The organism is Microbacterium terrae (assembly GCF_017831975.1).
Lineage (GTDB): Bacteria > Actinomycetota > Actinomycetes > Actinomycetales > Microbacteriaceae > Microbacterium > Microbacterium terrae.
The window spans coordinates 1,103,296-1,118,824 of sequence record NZ_JAFDSS010000001.1 but is presented as its reverse complement, the minus strand read 5'-3'; the positions used below and the strand labels follow the sequence as shown (position 1 = coordinate 1,118,824).

Sequence of the window (15,529 nt, the reverse complement as noted above, 5' to 3'; positions counted from 1 at the left end):
GGTCCCATGCGCGACGGGTTCGAGGAGCTGTTCCGCTCCCACCACTCCGATCTCAGGAGATTCGTGGTGAGACGCGCGGGATCGGCAGCGGCTGACGACATCGTCGCGTCAACATTCGAGCTCGCGCTCGGCAAGCTCCCCTCGCACCACCCGCATCCGGTCGGCTGGCTCTTCCGCACCGCAGACAACCTGTGCAAGGCCGACGTGCGTCGGCAGGCCCGCGAGCATCGCGCGGTGCGGGATGCTGTGGTCTTCGCAGCCCGTGATGACGACGACGACGTCGATGTGCTGCTCGGGCTGCTCGCGACCCTTCCGCCCGCACAGCAGGAGGTTCTGCAGCTCACGTACTGGGATCGGCTGAGCGCCGCCGACGTCGGCGTGGTGCTCGGCTGCTCGGAGCGTGCGGTGTGGAAGCGGATCAGCCGGGCGAAGGCGGCGCTTCGAGCGGCCTGGCCGGCGCCGGAAGACCGCGACGCGTGGGATCAGATGATGACGGTGGGGCAGACGGATGATCACTGACAGCGAGCTGGAACGACTGCTGGAAGCATCCAGCCCGTACTCCCGCGAGCCGCGCGAACGCCTCAGCGTGCGCGCCGAGACCGATCTGCACCGGCTCCAGGACAGCAGCGCGAACGCGACCGCGCGGCGACCGCGGCGCGCCACACACGTCCGTGCCTGGGCGGCATCGGCGATCGCGGTCGCCGCGGTCGCGGTGGTCGTCGCCGCAGTTCCGACCATCGCGGGCTTCGGCAGGACGGCGCCGCCCGTCACCACGGGCGTGCCGACGCCGGATGCCGGCCCCACCGCCCTCGAGGCGCCGGTGCCCACCGCGGATGCGGAGGCGTTCGGCACCTTCGAATCGCCGGATGGCTCCACGAAGGGTCGGGTCGTCGTTCGCGTCGACGGCGACTCGATGACGGCTCAGGTCGTGTACCTGGTGACGCCGCACGATGAACTCACCGCGAGCGGCTCGCTCCATCCACGAGAGGACGGCGAATGCCTCGACGACGGAACAGACGTGGAGCTCGGGCCGTTCCCAACGTCTGAACAGACGTACACGTGGCGCATCGAGGGCAACCCGATGCCCGCCGTCTGGACATCGCTGCGCGAGATCGACCTCGCCGTCACCGCGCCCGACGGCGAGCCCGGCGACTGCGTCACCACCATCGTCGCCCGAGCGGCGCTGGACTGGCATGGATCCGACCGCGAGGCCATCGAGTACGCGGCGGCGATCGCGGAGTGGCCCGAACCGCTGCCGCCGGGTTACTCGTGGCCCGACTGGGACGACCTCCCCCACACCGAGCCATTCGGCGTCGGAGACTTCAGCGAAGCCGACAACGCGAGCGGCATCTACCGGTGCATCCTCATCGACGCCGCCTGGCACGCCTATTTCGAGACGAATGACCCGGTCACTTCGAAGGACTACGCGATCCGCGCCGACGCGTACGCCATCGTGGGCAACGATGCGACGCCGACAGTCACGCGGGACGGCCTCATCGTCGATGAGGAGCTGGCACGCGCCAACGGGATCTGCCAGGGGATCTCCGGCGACGCGTCACCCTGACCCCGGCGGCATGTCGGCACGGCCGGGGACGTCGATCTCCACGGCCGGCTGCTCGGTCTCGAGGTCCTCGGAGCATCAGGCTCCCCACGCCTCAGGCGATCGGGGCGCCCGGGTGATCGCAGTGCGTCTGCGTTCGGACTGTCCGTGCCGGTGGATAGATTGTGCGCGTGAGTATGCACCGGAGTCTCCTCGCCGACGGGCCAGCCCTGGAGATCGCGTCCGAACTCGCCGGTTTCGGGCGCTTCGTGGGCGAATGGACCGTTCGCAACGCGCTGTACAGCGAAGATGCCGGCGCATGGTCCGAAAGCGACCTGGTGTGGACGTTCGATTGGATACTCGGCGGAAGCGGGGTGCAGGACGTTCTCGTCGATGCCACGGGTTCTGCGGTCGGTACGACCGTGCGCACGTGGGACTCGCGGGTCGGCTGGCGGGTCGTCTGGTTCTGTCCGCGAGCCGCGGAGCACGTCGTCCTCACCGCGGAAGAGGTCGAGGATCGTGTCGAGCTCATGGGCGTGCAGGCCGACGGTCGCCGTGTGAGGTGGGTATTCAGCGGCATCGCGCCCGACACGTTCGCCTGGGACGGGTGGTGTTCCAACGATGACGGCGGCACCTGGTGGCACGAACAGCACATGGACGCGCAGCGCACGACCGGGTGAACCACGGAGCACGGGGGCGATTCGGTTTCGGGCCGCCGCTCCGCGAGCACAGAAAAGCCCCGCGATCCCGATGTTTCCACGGGATCGCGGGGCAGATACTTCGTGACAGCGGCACTGGTGGAGATGGGGGGAATCGAACCCCCGTCCAACGCTGCAATACTGCGGTTTCTCCGGGCGCAGTCTGTAGAAGCGTTCTGCTCGGCCCCGACCTTTGTCACAGACACCTAAGTCGACGGGCCCAGCCTGAAGAAAGTCCCGCGTGACGCTCAGGCGACGTCACGCAGCTAGATCCCTAGATGACGCCAATACCCGTGACGGGATCAGTCACGGATTGACGGCGTCGGGCTCGCTGCTCAGGCAGCGAGGGCGAACGCGGACTGCTTCTTTTCGGCAGTTATGGTTTTGCAGGGAGCGTTCACGAGATAACCCTGCATCCTCGGCCCGCTTCACGCAGAGTCACAGGCGATGTCGAAACCGATCATCCCCATGAGCTCTTCGTGCGAAGAGGCCGCTGTCACACTGTGGAATTTCCAACCCCGGATGCGAACACCCGAGCACATCAGGATACAACGGATCCGGCATCCTCGCCATTCCGCGCCGCAGACCACCGACCCCGGTCAGCGCGTAGAGTCACCAGTATGAGCGACGTCGTCATCACCGTCCGCGGCGAGCACGAAGCCCGCATCGCCCCCGAGCAGGCCACCGTGCACCTCACGCTCCGCGCCGAAGGACCGGAGCGCGGTGCTGTCGTCGAACGGATCTCGGCTCTCAGCGAACCCGTCCGCGACGATCTCATCAGCCGGAAGAGCGCCGGCAACGTCGCCGAATGGACGAGCCGACGCGTGTCGATCTGGTCGGAGCGTCCCTGGAACAACGAGGGCAAGCGTCTCGCCCCGGTGCATTACGCCACCGTCGAGTTCAGCGCCACGTTCACCGACTTCGCAGCGCTGTCGTGGTGGGTGGGTGACGTCGCCGAGCGCGAAGAGGTGCAGCTGTCGCACATCGACTGGCGGCTGACACCCGAGACGCGCGCGGCGACCGAGCGCGACGTCGCATCGGCCGCGGTCGGGGTGGCTGTCGCACGTGCGACGGCATACGCCGAGGCCATCGGCCTGGCATCCGTCATTCCGCTCGAGATCGCCGACCTCGGCCTGCTGACCCGCGCCGACGCGCCTGAGTCCGCACCGGCAGCGCCGATGCGGCTTGCGAAGGCCTTCGCCTCCGATGCAGTGGGGTCAGCAGGCGGCGGCGTGCAGCTGCAGCCGGAGGAGATCGTGGTCAGCGCTGCCGTGGAGGCGCGTTTCGCCGCTCGCTGAGATCACCGCGGCGCGGGTGCAGGCCCGGCGGCGAGGCGCCGGGCTCAGTCGCCCAGGCGGTTGCGTCCGCGCATGGCGCGCTCCGCTTCGCGCTTGTCTTCGCGCTCGCGGATCGTCTGGCGCTTCTCGAACTCGCGCTTGCCCTTCGCGACGGCGATCTCGACCTTGGCGCGGCCGTCGGAGAAGTAGAGCTTCAGCGGCACGAGCGTGTACCCGCCGGCCGAGATCGCGTGCGAGAGCTTGACGATCTCCTCCTTGTGGAGGAGGAGCTTGCGGGTGCGCTTGGCCGCGTGATTGGTCCAGTGCCCCTGCGAGTACTCCGGAATGTGCACCGCGTCGAGGTACGCCTGCCCGCCGTCGATGTACGCGTAGCCGTCGCTGAGGTTCGCACGTCCTTGACGCAGCGACTTCACCTCGGTGCCGGTGAGCACGAGGCCCGCCTCGTACGTCTTCTCGATGATGTAGTCGTGGCGCGCGCGACGGTTCGTCGCGATGACCGACTCCCCGCGTTCCCTGGGCATGGTGACTCCTCGATTGCGTGCCGCGATGACGGATGCCCGGTCCCGGGCGCACGACAGCCTGTCAGTCTACCCCGCGCCCGGCGGCACGCAGTGCTATGTGCGCAGCCAGCGCCGGATCGCGAACCCGGCCGAGAGCGCCGCCAGCACGACACCGATCACGATGAGCACCGGGATCACCACCCACGCCTCGTCCAGCCCGACCCACGTCGTGACGAACTCGACGCGCTGACGCAGGTACCCGTTCACGCCGAAATGGATGCCCGCGATCACCGCGCCACCGGCGAGGAGCGACCCGATCAGCGCGGCGAACACGCCTTCGAGCACGAACGGGGTCTGGATGAACCGGTTGGAGGCGCCGACGAGGCGCATGATGCCGAGTTCTTTCCGTCGCGCATACGCCGAGAGCCGGATCGTGGTGGCGATGAGGAGCACTGCGGCGATCAGCATCAGCACGGCGATGCCGACCGCGAGATACGTCGCGATCGTGAGTGCGGAGAACAGGGGCTCCAGATACTGCAGCTCGTCCTTGACCTCCTCGACACCCGCCATGCCGTTGAAGGCCTCATAGATGACGTCCGCGAGGGTCGGGTCGACGAGGTTGATGTAGAACGTCTCGTTGAGCTGGTCGGCGGTGACGACGCTCGCGTAGTCCTCACCGAGAAGCTCGATGACGTTGTCGTACGCCTCTTCGCGGGTCTCGAAGCGCACGTCGCGGATGAGCGGCGCGAGCGCGTCACCCTCGAGGTCGGCGCTCACCTGATCGAGCTGCTCCTGCGTCGCCACACCGTCGGCGCAGGTCGCCGCCTGCGAGATCGACGTGCACATGTAGATCGCGACCTGCGCACGGTCGACCCAGAAGTCGCGCATCGTGCCGATCTGCATCTGCATGAGCATGGCCGCACCGACGAACGAGAGCGACACGAACGTGACGAGCACGACCGAGATGACCATAGACGCGTTGCGCCGGAGTCCGGTGAACGCCTCCGAGAGGATCAGACCCACCCTCACGATGTCGGCCCCACTTCGTCGTCAGCCTGGTCGCCCAGCCCCAGGCGGTCGGCGACCCCCAGGTCTTCCAGGTCGATCTCGACCGCGTCAGCGATCGGGATCGGGTTCGTGCGCGGCGGCTCCGGAGGCGGGGGCGGCGCCGGCACCGCGGCATCCTGCTCGGCGGCCTCCTGCTCGACGGTCGCCGCGGCGAGGGCCGCTGCCGACTCCTCGCGCGCGACGCGCTGTGCATCGAGCGCCTCGGCTTCTTCGGCCGACTCGGCGGCCTCCACTGCTTCGCTCGATGCCACCACGGCGGCATCCACCGCGACCGGGTCGACCACCCCGGTCTCGACGATCTCGCGGTGGAGCTCCAGCACGGCGGTGAGAGCGGCGACGGCCGCCGCGCCGCGCTCTGGCTCGGGGGCGAGGCTCGGCAGCCCCGACCGGTCGCCGTAGCCGCCGTGGGTCTCGTCTCGCACCATCTCGCCGTGTCGCAGCTCGATCACGCGCCGCTGCATCTGGTCGACGAATCCAGCCTCGTGGGTGGCCATGACGACCGTGGTGCCGCCGGCGTTGATGCGGGCGAGGAGCTGCATGATGTCGATCGACGTCGCCGGATCGAGGTTGCCCGTCGGCTCATCGGCCAGCAGGATCTGCGGCCGGTTCACGATCGCGCGGGCGATGGCGACGCGCTGCTGCTCGCCGCCCGACAGCTCGTGCGGCATCCGCTTCTCCTTGCCTGCGAGTCCGACGAGCGCGAGCGCCTCGGGGACGGCCTGCTGGATGAAGCCGCGCGACGATCCGATCACCTGCAGGGTGAACGCGACGTTCTGGAACACCGTCTTCGTCGGCAGCAGCCGGAAGTCCTGGAACACCGATCCGATGTGCCGACGGAAATAGGGCACCTTGCGGTTCGCGAGGGTGCGCAGGTCGCGGCCGAGCACGACGACCCGGCCGTCGCTGGGGGTGTCTTCCCGCAGGATCAGCCGCAGACACGACGACTTCCCCGAGCCGGAGGCGCCGACGAGGAAGACGAACTCCCCGCGCTGCACCTCGAAGTCGACATCATGCAGGGCAGGCTTCGCGGCGCCGCGATAGCGCTTCGTGACGTTCTCGAACCGGATCATGGCCTACCGAGCCTAAATGCGGTGCGGTGACACCGCGCCTGCGACACCCGTGCGTCGACAAGCTCAGCGATCGGGCATCGGCGGCGGACCGGGATCAGTCCTCGTCTTTGCGCTTGCGCCAGCGGATGCCCGCCGAGATGAAGCCGTCGAGGTCGCCGTCGAAGACGACAGCCGGGTTTCCGACCTCGTGCCCGGTGCGCAGATCCTTGACGAGCTGCTGCCCATAGAGGAAGTACGACCGCATCTGGTCGCCCCAGCTCGCGGTGATCACACCGGCGAGCTCCTTCTTCTTCGCGGCCTCCTCCTCGCGCTGCAGCAGCATGAGGCGGGTCTGCAGCACGCGCATCGCCGCGGCGCGGTTCTGGATCTGCGACTTCTCGTTCTGCATCGACACGACGATGCCGGTCGGAAGGTGCGTGAGGCGCACCGCGGAGTCGGTCGTGTTGACCGACTGTCCGCCGGGACCGGACGAGCGGAAGACGTCGACGCGCAGGTCGCCCTCGGGGATCTCGACCTCGACCGCCTCCTCCATCACCGGGATGACCTCGACGGCGGCGAAACTCGTCTGGCGCTTGTCGGCCGAGCCGAACGGGCTGATGCGCGCGAGGCGGTGGGTGCCGGCCTCGACCGACAGGGTGCCGTAGGCGTAGGGAGCGTCGACCTCGAAGGTCGCCGACTTGATGCCCGCGCCTTCCGCGTACGAGGTGTCCATGACCTTCACCGGGTACTTGTGACGCTCGGCCCAGCGCAGGTACATGCGCAGGAGCATCTCGGCGAAGTCGGTCGCATCGTCGCCACCGGCGCCCGAGCGGATCGTGACGACCGCGCCGCGGTCGTCGTACTCGCCGTCGAGAAGCGTCTGCACCTCAAGCTGGCCGATGATGTCCTCGAGCTCGGCGAGTTCGCGACGGGCCTCCTCGGCGGAGTCCTCGTCGTCCATCTCGTTCGCGAGCTCGACGAGCACCTCGAGATCGTCGAGTCGGCGCTCGATGTCGGTGACGCGCTTGAGCGCGGCCTGGCTGTGGCTGAGGGCGCTCGTGACCTTCTGCGCCTTCTCGACGTCATCCCAGAGGTTGGGCGCGCCGGCCTCCTCGCTGAGGCGGGCGATGTCGGCGGTGAGCGCCTCGACGTCCACGACCGCCGTGATATCGGCGAACGTGGAGCGCAGGGCCTGGATGTCGGCGGACAGATCGAATTCGAGCATGACAGTCCAGACTAACGTGGATGCTCGTGACCCATCGCCCCGATTCCCCTTCGGCCCGCGATGTGGTCGGGCGCTTCGGCCCGATGATCTACGGGCCGACCCTGCTCTTCGCCCTCGGCGAGGGCGCTGTGGTGCCTCTCATCCCCGTGATCGCCGCCGAGCTCGGCGCCGACGTGCCCACGGCGGCGCTCGTCGTCTCGGCCCTCGTCGTGGGCCAGCTGTGCGGCAACATCCCCGCCGGGTGGGCGGTCGCCCGCTTCGGCGAGCGCATCACGATGGCCGTCGCGGGAGGCATCGCGCTGGGGGCCGCGGGTGTGCTGGCGATCGCGCCGTCGCTCGGACTCTTCGCCCTGGCGGTGCTGCTCATCGGATTCTGCGCTGCCGCGTTCGGGCTCGCCCGCCATTCGTTCATGACCACACGCGTGCCGGCGTCGTTCCGCGCCCGCGCCCTGTCACTGCTCGGCGGCACGTTCCGCCTCGGCATGTTCGTCGGCCCGTTCGTCGCGGCGGGACTGCTCGCCGTCTTCGGCGACGAGCGCGCGGCGGTGTGGTTTTTCGCGGGATGCCTCGTCACCACGGTGCTGCTCGTGCTGCTCGGACCCGACCCCGAGACGCAGCTGCTCCCGCCCGCGACGGTCGAGACGACCGCCGCGGTGGAGATCGCCGAAGACACCGGCGAGCCGGTCACGGGCTCGATCCCAACCGCCGAACGCGTCGGGGTGTTCCGCACCATGTGGCGCCACCGCACCGTGCTGGCGCGGCTCGGCCTGGCAGCGGCATCGCTCTCCGCCGTGCGTTCGGCGCGGCAGGTGATCCTGCCGCTGTGGGGGCTGTCGATCGGACTCGATGCACAGACCATCGCCCTCGTCGTCGGCGTGACCGGCGCGATCGACTTCGCGCTGTTCTACGCGAGCGGCCAGGTGATGGACCGGTTCGGCCGACTGTGGGCCGCCCTCCCCGCGATGCTGCTGATGGGTCTCGGGTTCATCGCCCTCTCGCTCACGCACGACCTCGACCAGGCGGCCATGTGGTTCGCGCTGTTCGCGGGTGTGCTCGGCGTCGGCAACGGACTCTCGAGCGGCATCCTGCTCACCCTCGGCGCCGATACGGCGCCGAAGAGCGACCCTGCGCCGTATCTCGGCTCGTGGCGAACCCTCACCGACGCCGGCGGCGCGGTCGCCCCGCTCCTCGTGTCGGGCATCGCGGCCGCCGGCTCGCTGGCACTGGCGACCGGCGCCATGGGCGCGATCGGGCTGCTCGGCGCGCTCGCCTTCGTACGCTGGGTGCCGCGCTTCTCTCCCCCGCGGCGCTGATCACGACGGACGACCCCGCAGCCCGCCGCTACCTGTCCCCGCCCGCCTCAGCGCAGCGCGGTGCGACTCGTCGCCGTCGACTCGAGCGCGACTCCCTCGGGCACGAAGATGCTCAGCACCGGCGGATGCCACTCGGCCGCGACCGTCACCCGCGCAGACACCCCGTCGTCGGTCGACGCCGAGACGAGCTCGACACCCACGCCTGCGGCATCCTGCGACGCGGCGACGATCTCCTCGGCCTGGGCGGTGATGCCGGCATCGGAGAGCTTCGCGACAGGCTCGCCGCCCACGACGTCGAGGGTGAAGCCGTCGGCTGCGGCGAGGGCCGCGGCATCCGCGACACCGTCCAGATGCTTCTGCGCGAGGTACAGGCTCGTCGCGTCGACGCACACGAGCACCACCGCGAGCGCGAGCACGGCGTAGCCGATCGTGAGGAGCATCACACTGCCTTCGTCATCGGCCCGCGACGCCCGACTCATCCGACGCGCCGTGCGCGGCCACCGGGTCATCCGCTCCCCCACGTCCGCGAGATCTTCTGCACGGCAGTCGCTTCGATCGGGATGCTCGCGATCCGGTCGAGGCCGAGGATGGGCGGCACCAGTGGCAGGGCGACACGTGCGCGGAAGGTCACCCGCACGGTCGCCCCCGCCGCGGGGCACGCGCTCCCCTCCGGGACGCACGTGGTGTCGAGTGTCACGGTCCCGGGATCCAGTCCGTACTCCCGGGCGACCGACGCGACCACGAGTTCGGCGCTGCTGCGAGCGTCCGCATCGCCGTCCGACCCGGCCACGGCGCGCGCGACGTGCCGCGCGCCCGCCTCCGCACCCATCGCGCCCGCCTGCAGCAGCCCGAGCGTGACGACGAGGTACACGATCGGCACGAGGAGGACGAGACCGACGAGGATGAACTCGAGGGCAGCCGAACCGCGTTCGGAATCGTCAGCGGGCGGCTCGGCGGTTCCGAGAGCCGCGCCGTCGCGGGCTCGGTCAGTCGAAGGACTCGATGGGCGCATGCGCGGTCACCTCCCAGGCGCGAGGCATGCCGAGGAGGCCGGCGAGCGGGAGGGTCGTCACGACGCGCATCTCGACGGTCTCGTGGCCGAGGGCGCCGCTGGTCCGCGCGGCGATGTCGGTCGCGTACTGCTCGCCGATCGTCCGGGAGACGATCGACCGCGTGCGCTCCTCCCCGTCGGCGAGCGATGTGTCGGCGAGCGCCGCGTGGTACGCGCCGTCGACGGCCGCGTCGTGCACGACGTTGCGCACGTACACCGCGAGACCGAACTGCACGACGGCGAGCGTGAGCACCGTGAGCATCGCGCCGACCAGCACGAACTCGACCGGGCTCGACCCGGTCTCGTCTGCGCCGGTGTCGTCGACGACAGCGCGAACCCGCGCCGTCAGTGCCCGCACCGTCGCCACGTCAGATGCTGGAGACGCTCGAGATCGCCTGCTCGAACAGGCCCGCGAGGGCGGGTCCGGCGAGGGCCCAGATCAGCACGACCAATCCTGCCGTCATCAGCGTGATGAGGACCCACCCCGGCACATCTCCGCGCTCATCGTCGGCGAGGTCGACGAGTCGGCGGCGGACGGCGAGCGCGGCGCGGTCGAAGAGGGTGCGGATCATGGACGGTCTCCTTCAGTGGGGGTGAGGACGATGTGGTGCGGACGGCGGACGAGGGAGTGCGACGCAACCTGGGCAGGCGTCATCCGAGGCCCAGCCGCAGGATGAAGATCCCGGGGAACACCGCGAACAGCACGCTCAGCGGCAGGATGAGGAACACCAGCGGCACGAGCATGTAGATCTCCTTGCGGCCCGCGCGCTCGATGAGCGTGCGCTTGGCGTCCTCGCGGGCGTCGAGCGCCTGGGCGTGGAGCACCTGGGCGAGCGGGGCGCCCCGGTCGATGGCCGCGACGAGCTGGTCGACGGCACGCGTGACTGCCGCGACCTCGAGGCGGGCGGAGAGCGCGCCGAGCTCGTCGGGCAACGACGATCCGGTGCCCACGGCCACCACGAGGGCGCGGAGCTCGCCGGTGAGCTCGCCCGCGCCGACGTCGCTGACCCGCCGCAGCGAGTCGAGGATGCCCTCACCCGCCGACAGGCACAGTGCGAGGAACTCGAGCACCGTGGGAAGCTCGTCGCCGATCCGGGCGAGTCGGGCGGCCGCCGCCCGGGAGAGCACGGCGTCGACCGCGGCCATCGCACCCACCGCGGCGAGCGGAGGGAGCAGCACGAGCGCCGCCGAGCCTCGGCCGGCGAGCGAGATCCCCACCGCTGCAGCGGCGCCCGCCGCGAGCCCGGCCAGTCCCCACGCGAGCTGGCGGGCGCGGAAGGTCACGGCATCCGTCGTCCACGCCGCCTGGCGCAGGCGTCGCTCGACGGCGACGTTCGATCCGGCGAGCGCCGCGAGCCGGCGACCCAGCGACGAGACCACCGGCATGGTCGCCGGAGCAGACAGCGCGCCGACCGGCGTGAGGCCGGCGGGGTCGGTGACGTCGCGGAGGTACGGAGCGATGCGGCGCGTGAGGCTCGGCGCCGCCCAGCGCGGAACGCGTGTGAGCATGAGCAGCACGCCCGCGCCGAACGCCGTGCCGAGCACGATCGCCACGGCGAGGTCGTCGACGACCAGTGGCGTCACCGGAACCACCGCCGTGGCTCGGGCAGACGCCCGAGGCGCAGCATCACCCGGAACGCGACGAACGAGACCGCGGCTCCGACGAGGATCAGGACGACTCCCTCGGGGCTCGTGTACGCCTCAGCGCCCTCGGGCCGCAGCGCGAGCATCGCGAGGATGGCCCACGGCGCTGCCACTCCGAGTACGGCCGCTCCGCGGATCCACGACTGGCGCGACTCGACCTCCGCCCGCAGCGACGCGTCCGCTCGCACCGACGCCGACAGGGCGCGCAGCACCGCGGTGAGATCGGTGCCGCCGACCTGTCGGGCCATCCGCAGCGTCTCGGCGATGCGATCCGCGACGGGGTCCGCGAGCGTGTCCTTCAGTCGCACCATGCTCGAATCGAAGTGACCGGATGCCGCGACATCGCGCGCGAAGGCGGCGAATGCGGGGCGGAGCTCCGCCGGAGCGGAGTGGGCGAGGCTCGCCACCGCGTCGGTGAGCGACATCCCGGCGCGGACGGAGGCGATCAGCAGGTCGCAGAGGTCGGGCCACAGGGCCCGCCGGGTGTGCAGGAGCCGGGTGCGTCGACTGCGCAGCCACACCACGGGCACCGATCCCCCGGCCACGAGTGCGACGAGGGCGAGTGCCGGCACCGCGGTGACGAGCCACGCGAGCGCGGCGCTCACGGCGGCGGCGGCTCCCGAGAGCACGAGCACGGCCGCCGGGGAGAGCCGTGCGACACCCGCCTCCGCCAGCAGCGACGACAGCCGACCGTCCGACGCGACGGGGCGTGCGGCCCGCAGCGGCCAGAGCCAGGGCGACAGCACGAGAAGCACCCCCGCGGCGAGCGTCGCCCCCAGCACGAGCGTCATGCGTCGTCGTCCGCCCGATAGACCGTGCGCGCCACGACCGCTCCCCCGTCGACGCCGATCGGCTCGACGATCTCGGCGATGCGGCGACGGCCGGTGCGATCGCGCTCGCAGTGCACGACCATGTGCACCGACGACGCGACGGCGGGCACGACGAACCCGGCATCGATGTTGCGTCCGGCCAGGAGCGGCAGCGCGGCCAGCTTCACCAGCGCCTCGCGCGCCGAGTTCGCATGCACGGTCGCCGCCCCCGGCACGCCGGTGTTCAGGGCGAGCAGCAGGTCGAGCGCCTCCGCATCGCGGACCTCGCCGACGACGATCCGATCGGGGCGCATGCGCAGCGCCTCTTTCACCAGGCGCCGCAGCGTCACCTCGCCGGTTCCTTCGAGACTCGGCTGGCGGCCCTGCAGCGACACCAGGTCGGGTGCGATCGCGGCGAGCTCGAACGTCTCCTCCACGGTCACGATGCGATGCTCGGGCGGACACGCGGCGATGAGCGCTCCGAGGAGCGTCGTCTTCCCGGCGTGCGTCGCACCCGACACGAGGATGCTCCGCCCGTCGCGCATCGCTGCGCGCAGCAGGTCGCCGACGGCGACGGGCATCGAGCCCGCCGCGACGAGCCGATCGAGGTCGCCGAACGCCGGAAGGAACTTCCGCACGTTCACGGCCCAGTGGCGCCGGGTGATGTCGGGGATCACCACGTGGAGCCGGGAGCCGTCGGGAAGTGACGCATCGACGAACGGCTGGCTCAGATCGACGCGGCGGCCCGTGGAGTGCAGCATCCGCTCGACGAGATCGCGCACGACGCTGTCGGTGAGCACCAGCGGAACGCGCTCGGACACCCCGCTCCGGGCGACGAAGATGCGGTCGGGCGCGTTGATCCACAGCTCCTCGACCTCGGGATCGTCGAGATACGGCTGCAGGGGACCGTACCCCGCGACGGTTGCGAGCACTTCGCGCACGCACGCGGACTCGTCATCGATCGGAGTCAGCCCGCGGGCGAGGGCGAAGTCGTTGTGTCGACGCACCTCGGTGTGCGCGATGCGCGTGGCAAGCTCGGGGTCGCGGGACGGGTCGGCACGCTCGGCTCGCAGCCGCTCCCGCACACGCTCGGCGACGAGCGAGGCGGGGGCGACGGGCGGTGCGATCGACACCGAAGCATCCTCGCAAGGTCCCGCGCCACGGCTCCGGAGTTATCCACAGGGTGCGCCGGGCGGGCATCCGCGCCAGGATGAGAGCGGGAAGGAGCCTCCATGTCAGACACCGTCAAGAAGACGCTGAAGAGCGCCGCGAACAAACCCACCCCCTCGGCGCCGAATCCGCTCATCGCACTGCTCGCGATCGCGAGCGCCGCCTTCGCGTTCCTCGCGTTCTGGGACCTCGCGCTGCGTCAGAAGGACGACGTCGTCGGCCCGAAGCCGGTGTGGATCCCGGTGATCCTCGTGCAGTGGATCGGCCCCGCTTCGTACTTTCTCTTCGGCATCCGTCGGTGACCTCCGCCACCCCTCCCGATACGGGGGTCAGCCCCACAGCCGGCACACAGCCGCGACAGTAGACTGAACCCACTCGCGGGAGTGGTGAAACTGGCAGACACGCAGGATTTAGGTTCCTGTGCCTCCGGGCGTGTGGGTTCAAGTCCCACCTTCCGCACGCTTCGCCTCGCCTTGAGCCGCTACAGCCGACCGACGGGATTCCCACGTGCACGCAGTCCCCGCAGCCCTCATTCCGTGGCTCGACCCTGCGGCCATCATCGAATGGGCAGGGCCGTGGGCTCTGGTGGTGGTGTGCTTCATCGTCTTCGCCGAGACCGGACTGCTCGTCGGCTTCCTCCTCCCGGGCGACACGCTGCTCGTCATCTCGGGCCTCCTGTCGCACGGCGAGATCTATCCGCCCAACGGCGTGTTCGGCGTCAACGTGTGGTGGGTGTCGCTCCTCATCGGACTGGCGGCGTTCATCGGCGGCGAAGTCGGCTACTTCATCGGCCACAAGGGGGGCCCTGCCGTCTTCGAACGGAAGGAATCGGGCCTGTTCAGCGTGAAGAACGTCGAACGCACCAACGCGTTCTTCGTGCGGTACGGCGGCCTCACCGTGATCCTCGCCCGCTTCGTGCCGATCGTGCGCACGTTCGCCCCGGTCGCCGCCGGCGTCGGGCACATGCACAAGGGCAAGTACACCCTCTACAACTTCATCGGCGCCGTGCTCTGGGGCTTCGGCCTGACGATGTTCGGCTACCTCATCGGCTTCATCCCTCCGCTCGCCCACTTCGTCGAGAGCTACATCGACCTGATCCTCCTCGCGGCGGTGGGGGGCACCGCCGTGGTCACGGTGTGGCACTACCTCCGCGAGCGCAGCGCCGCGAAGAAGGCGGCAGCTGCCGGCGAAGACGTGGTGACGGATGCCGCCGAGGCGGAGGCGCTCGTGCTCGAGGCCGACGTGTTCGAGCGCGGACCGGAGCACGGCGAGCACCGCGGACCGGACGCCGCCGACTCGAAGGAGTAGGCGCCGCGGAGTCGGAGGCTGCTACGCCTTCTTCTTGGCTTTCTCGGGAGTCTTCTCCGCACGGGCGGCGCGGGACTTCTCGACGCTCGCCCGCAGGGCCGCCATGAGGTCGATGACCTCGCCGCCGGCATCCGTCTCGTCACGCTCGGCGAACGTCTCCGACGTGTCGAGGGCGTCGCCCTTCTCGAGCTTCGCTTCGATGAGGGTGCGCAGCTCATCCTGATAGTCGTCGGAGTACGCCGACGGGTCGAAGTCGCTTGCGAAGCTCTCGACGAGGGATGCCGACAGCTCGAGCTCCTTCGCCGAGATCTTCACCGGCTCGTCGAGCGACGGGAACGCCGCCTCGCGCACCTCGTCGGCCCAGAGGAGCGTCTGCAGCACGAGAACGTCGCCGCGCACGCGGAGCGCGGCGAGGCGCGTCTTCTGCCGCAGCGAGAACCGCACGATCGCGGTGCGATCGGTCTGCTCGAGCGTCTTGCGCAGCAGCACGTACGCCTTCGGCGAGGTCGAGTCCGGCTCGAGGTAGTACGCCTTGTCGAGGGTCAGCAAATCGACCTGCTCAGTCGGCACGAACTCCACCACATCGATCTCGCGCGAGCGCTCCGCGGGCAGGGCCGCGAAATCGTCCTTGGTGAGCACGACGGTCTTCTCGCCGTCGTCGTACGCGCGGTCGATGTCGGCGAACGGCACGATCTCGCCGTCGATCTCGCAGATGCGCTGGTACCGGATGCGGCCGCCGTCGGCGCTGTGCACCTGGTGGAGCGACACATCGTGGTCCTCGGTCGCCGAATACACCTTGACGGGCACGTTCACCAGCCCGAAGGTCAGCGCACCCTTCCAGATCGCCCTCATCACA

The 15,529-nt window shown here is 70.0% G+C and carries 19 protein-coding genes, 1 tRNA gene and 1 other RNA gene; 8 read left to right on the top strand and 13 right to left on the bottom strand.

Annotated elements, in window-relative coordinates; all coding sequences use genetic code 11:
* The first annotated feature begins 6 nt into the window (after window positions 1-6).
* From JOD63_RS05135 to JOD63_RS05125, 3 genes are all read left to right on the top strand, one after another.
* Entirely contained in the window at window positions 7-519 is a 513-nt protein-coding gene (locus JOD63_RS05135) for an RNA polymerase sigma factor (RefSeq protein WP_052682325.1), read from the top strand.
* A complete protein-coding gene (locus JOD63_RS05130; protein WP_045274448.1) occupies window positions 509-1,564 on the top strand; it encodes a hypothetical protein in 1,056 nt (351 codons plus the stop codon). Before JOD63_RS05135 ends, JOD63_RS05130 begins: the two co-directional genes overlap by 11 nt.
* A 167-nt stretch (window positions 1,565-1,731) precedes the next feature.
* Window positions 1,732-2,220: a hypothetical protein gene (locus JOD63_RS05125; RefSeq protein ID WP_157003923.1), complete on the top strand. Its 489-nt coding sequence runs from the start codon at window positions 1,732-1,734 to the stop codon at window positions 2,218-2,220.
* A 115-nt stretch (window positions 2,221-2,335) separates the two neighbouring features.
* On the opposite strand, the gene ssrA is transcribed toward JOD63_RS05125, so the two are convergent.
* Window positions 2,336-2,706: a transfer-messenger RNA gene (ssrA, locus tag JOD63_RS05120) on the bottom strand.
* A 152-nt stretch (window positions 2,707-2,858) separates the two neighbouring features.
* On the opposite strand from ssrA, the gene JOD63_RS05115 reads away from it, so the two are divergent.
* Window positions 2,859-3,536, top strand: a complete 678-nt coding sequence (locus tag JOD63_RS05115) for an SIMPL domain-containing protein (protein WP_045274446.1) — start codon at window positions 2,859-2,861, stop codon at window positions 3,534-3,536.
* Between the two features lie 44 nt (window positions 3,537-3,580).
* On the opposite strand, the gene smpB is transcribed toward JOD63_RS05115, so the two are convergent.
* The 4 genes from smpB to prfB form a co-directional block, all read right to left on the bottom strand.
* On the bottom strand, window positions 3,581-4,057 hold the full coding sequence (smpB, locus tag JOD63_RS05110; RefSeq protein ID WP_045274445.1) for an SsrA-binding protein SmpB: 477 nt from the start codon (window positions 4,055-4,057) through the stop codon (window positions 3,581-3,583).
* A gap of 93 nt (window positions 4,058-4,150) precedes the next feature.
* Window positions 4,151-5,065: a permease-like cell division protein FtsX gene (gene ftsX, locus JOD63_RS05105; protein ID WP_045274444.1), complete on the bottom strand. Its 915-nt coding sequence runs from the start codon at window positions 5,063-5,065 to the stop codon at window positions 4,151-4,153.
* The gene (gene ftsE, locus JOD63_RS05100) at window positions 5,062-6,174 is read right to left on the bottom strand and encodes a cell division ATP-binding protein FtsE (protein ID WP_045274443.1); all 1,113 of its coding nucleotides are present in this window, start codon (window positions 6,172-6,174) and stop codon (window positions 5,062-5,064) included. The genes ftsX and ftsE overlap by 4 nt, the downstream gene beginning before the upstream one ends.
* Before the next feature lie 94 nt (window positions 6,175-6,268).
* Window positions 6,269-7,378: a peptide chain release factor 2 gene (gene prfB / locus JOD63_RS05095; RefSeq protein WP_045274442.1), complete on the bottom strand. Its 1,110-nt coding sequence runs from the start codon at window positions 7,376-7,378 to the stop codon at window positions 6,269-6,271.
* Between the two features lie 20 nt (window positions 7,379-7,398).
* Here prfB and JOD63_RS05090 point away from each other — a divergent pair, with 20 nt between their 5' ends.
* The gene (locus JOD63_RS05090; RefSeq protein WP_211088054.1) at window positions 7,399-8,691 is read left to right on the top strand and encodes an MFS transporter; all 1,293 of its coding nucleotides are present in this window, start codon (window positions 7,399-7,401) and stop codon (window positions 8,689-8,691) included.
* Window positions 8,692-8,738: 47 nt separating this feature from the next.
* On the opposite strand, the gene JOD63_RS05085 is transcribed toward JOD63_RS05090, so the two are convergent.
* From JOD63_RS05085 to JOD63_RS05055, 7 genes are all read right to left on the bottom strand, one after another.
* Window positions 8,739-9,131: a pilus assembly protein TadG-related protein gene (locus JOD63_RS05085; protein WP_157003922.1), complete on the bottom strand. Its 393-nt coding sequence runs from the start codon at window positions 9,129-9,131 to the stop codon at window positions 8,739-8,741.
* 65 nt (window positions 9,132-9,196) lie between these two features.
* A complete protein-coding gene (locus JOD63_RS05080) occupies window positions 9,197-9,703 on the bottom strand; it encodes a hypothetical protein (RefSeq protein ID WP_052682322.1) in 507 nt (168 codons plus the stop codon).
* Window positions 9,678-10,004 (bottom strand): TadE/TadG family type IV pilus assembly protein, encoded by a 327-nt coding sequence (locus JOD63_RS05075; RefSeq protein WP_157003925.1) that lies wholly within the window; start codon window positions 10,002-10,004, stop codon window positions 9,678-9,680. Before JOD63_RS05075 ends, JOD63_RS05080 begins: the two co-directional genes overlap by 26 nt.
* A gap of 106 nt (window positions 10,005-10,110) precedes the next feature.
* Window positions 10,111-10,314 carry a hypothetical protein gene (locus JOD63_RS05070; protein WP_045274440.1) on the bottom strand — a complete coding sequence of 68 codons (204 nt, stop codon included), beginning with the start codon at window positions 10,312-10,314 and terminating at the stop codon, window positions 10,111-10,113.
* 79 nt (window positions 10,315-10,393) lie between these two features.
* Window positions 10,394-11,326 carry a type II secretion system F family protein gene (locus JOD63_RS05065; RefSeq protein WP_245617934.1) on the bottom strand — a complete coding sequence of 311 codons (933 nt, stop codon included), beginning with the start codon at window positions 11,324-11,326 and terminating at the stop codon, window positions 10,394-10,396.
* The gene (locus JOD63_RS05060; protein WP_045274439.1) at window positions 11,323-12,177 is read right to left on the bottom strand and encodes a type II secretion system F family protein; all 855 of its coding nucleotides are present in this window, start codon (window positions 12,175-12,177) and stop codon (window positions 11,323-11,325) included. The genes JOD63_RS05065 and JOD63_RS05060 overlap by 4 nt, the downstream gene beginning before the upstream one ends.
* Window positions 12,174-13,328 (bottom strand): CpaF family protein, encoded by a 1,155-nt coding sequence (locus JOD63_RS05055; RefSeq protein WP_052682321.1) that lies wholly within the window; start codon window positions 13,326-13,328, stop codon window positions 12,174-12,176. The genes JOD63_RS05060 and JOD63_RS05055 overlap by 4 nt, the downstream gene beginning before the upstream one ends.
* A 99-nt stretch (window positions 13,329-13,427) precedes the next feature.
* Between JOD63_RS05055 and JOD63_RS05050 the strand changes: the two genes are divergently transcribed.
* From JOD63_RS05050 to JOD63_RS05040, 3 genes are all read left to right on the top strand, one after another.
* Window positions 13,428-13,667, top strand: coding sequence for a PLDc N-terminal domain-containing protein (locus JOD63_RS05050; RefSeq protein WP_045274438.1), 240 nt, complete (start codon window positions 13,428-13,430; stop codon window positions 13,665-13,667).
* A gap of 75 nt (window positions 13,668-13,742) precedes the next feature.
* Window positions 13,743-13,824, top strand: a tRNA-Leu gene (locus JOD63_RS05045).
* 48 nt (window positions 13,825-13,872) lie between these two features.
* Window positions 13,873-14,673 (top strand): DedA family protein, encoded by an 801-nt coding sequence (locus JOD63_RS05040; protein WP_045274437.1) that lies wholly within the window; start codon window positions 13,873-13,875, stop codon window positions 14,671-14,673.
* A 21-nt stretch (window positions 14,674-14,694) separates the two neighbouring features.
* On the opposite strand, the gene ku is transcribed toward JOD63_RS05040, so the two are convergent.
* Window positions 14,695-15,525 (bottom strand): non-homologous end joining protein Ku, encoded by an 831-nt coding sequence (ku, locus tag JOD63_RS05035; protein WP_045274436.1) that lies wholly within the window; start codon window positions 15,523-15,525, stop codon window positions 14,695-14,697.
* Window positions 15,526-15,529: the final 4 nt, after the last annotated feature.

Excerpts from the sequence above, each read along its gene's own strand:
- JOD63_RS05060 (WP_045274439.1), bottom strand. The coding sequence starts at position 12,177 with ATGACGCTCGTGCTGGGGGCGACGCTCGCCGCGGGGGTGCTTCTCGTG.
- ftsE (WP_045274443.1), bottom strand. The coding sequence starts at position 6,174 with ATGATCCGGTTCGAGAACGTCACGAAGCGCTATCGCGGCGCCGCGAAG.
- JOD63_RS05080 (WP_052682322.1), bottom strand. The coding sequence starts at position 9,703 with ATGCGCCCATCGAGTCCTTCGACTGACCGAGCCCGCGACGGCGCGGCT.
- smpB (WP_045274445.1), bottom strand. The coding sequence starts at position 4,057 with ATGCCCAGGGAACGCGGGGAGTCGGTCATCGCGACGAACCGTCGCGCG.
- JOD63_RS05135 (WP_052682325.1), top strand. The coding sequence starts at position 7 with ATGCGCGACGGGTTCGAGGAGCTGTTCCGCTCCCACCACTCCGATCTC.
- JOD63_RS05115 (WP_045274446.1), top strand. The coding sequence starts at position 2,859 with ATGAGCGACGTCGTCATCACCGTCCGCGGCGAGCACGAAGCCCGCATC.
- JOD63_RS05130 (WP_045274448.1), top strand. The coding sequence starts at position 509 with ATGATCACTGACAGCGAGCTGGAACGACTGCTGGAAGCATCCAGCCCG.
- JOD63_RS05090 (WP_211088054.1), top strand. The coding sequence starts at position 7,399 with ATGCTCGTGACCCATCGCCCCGATTCCCCTTCGGCCCGCGATGTGGTC.
- JOD63_RS05070 (WP_045274440.1), bottom strand. The coding sequence starts at position 10,314 with ATGATCCGCACCCTCTTCGACCGCGCCGCGCTCGCCGTCCGCCGCCGA.
- JOD63_RS05050 (WP_045274438.1), top strand. The coding sequence starts at position 13,428 with ATGTCAGACACCGTCAAGAAGACGCTGAAGAGCGCCGCGAACAAACCC.
- JOD63_RS05085 (WP_157003922.1), bottom strand. The coding sequence starts at position 9,131 with ATGCTCCTCACGATCGGCTACGCCGTGCTCGCGCTCGCGGTGGTGCTC.
- JOD63_RS05075 (WP_157003925.1), bottom strand. The coding sequence starts at position 10,004 with ATGCTCACGGTGCTCACGCTCGCCGTCGTGCAGTTCGGTCTCGCGGTG.
- prfB (WP_045274442.1), bottom strand. The coding sequence starts at position 7,378 with ATGCTCGAATTCGATCTGTCCGCCGACATCCAGGCCCTGCGCTCCACG.
- ku (WP_045274436.1), bottom strand. The coding sequence starts at position 15,525 with ATGAGGGCGATCTGGAAGGGTGCGCTGACCTTCGGGCTGGTGAACGTG.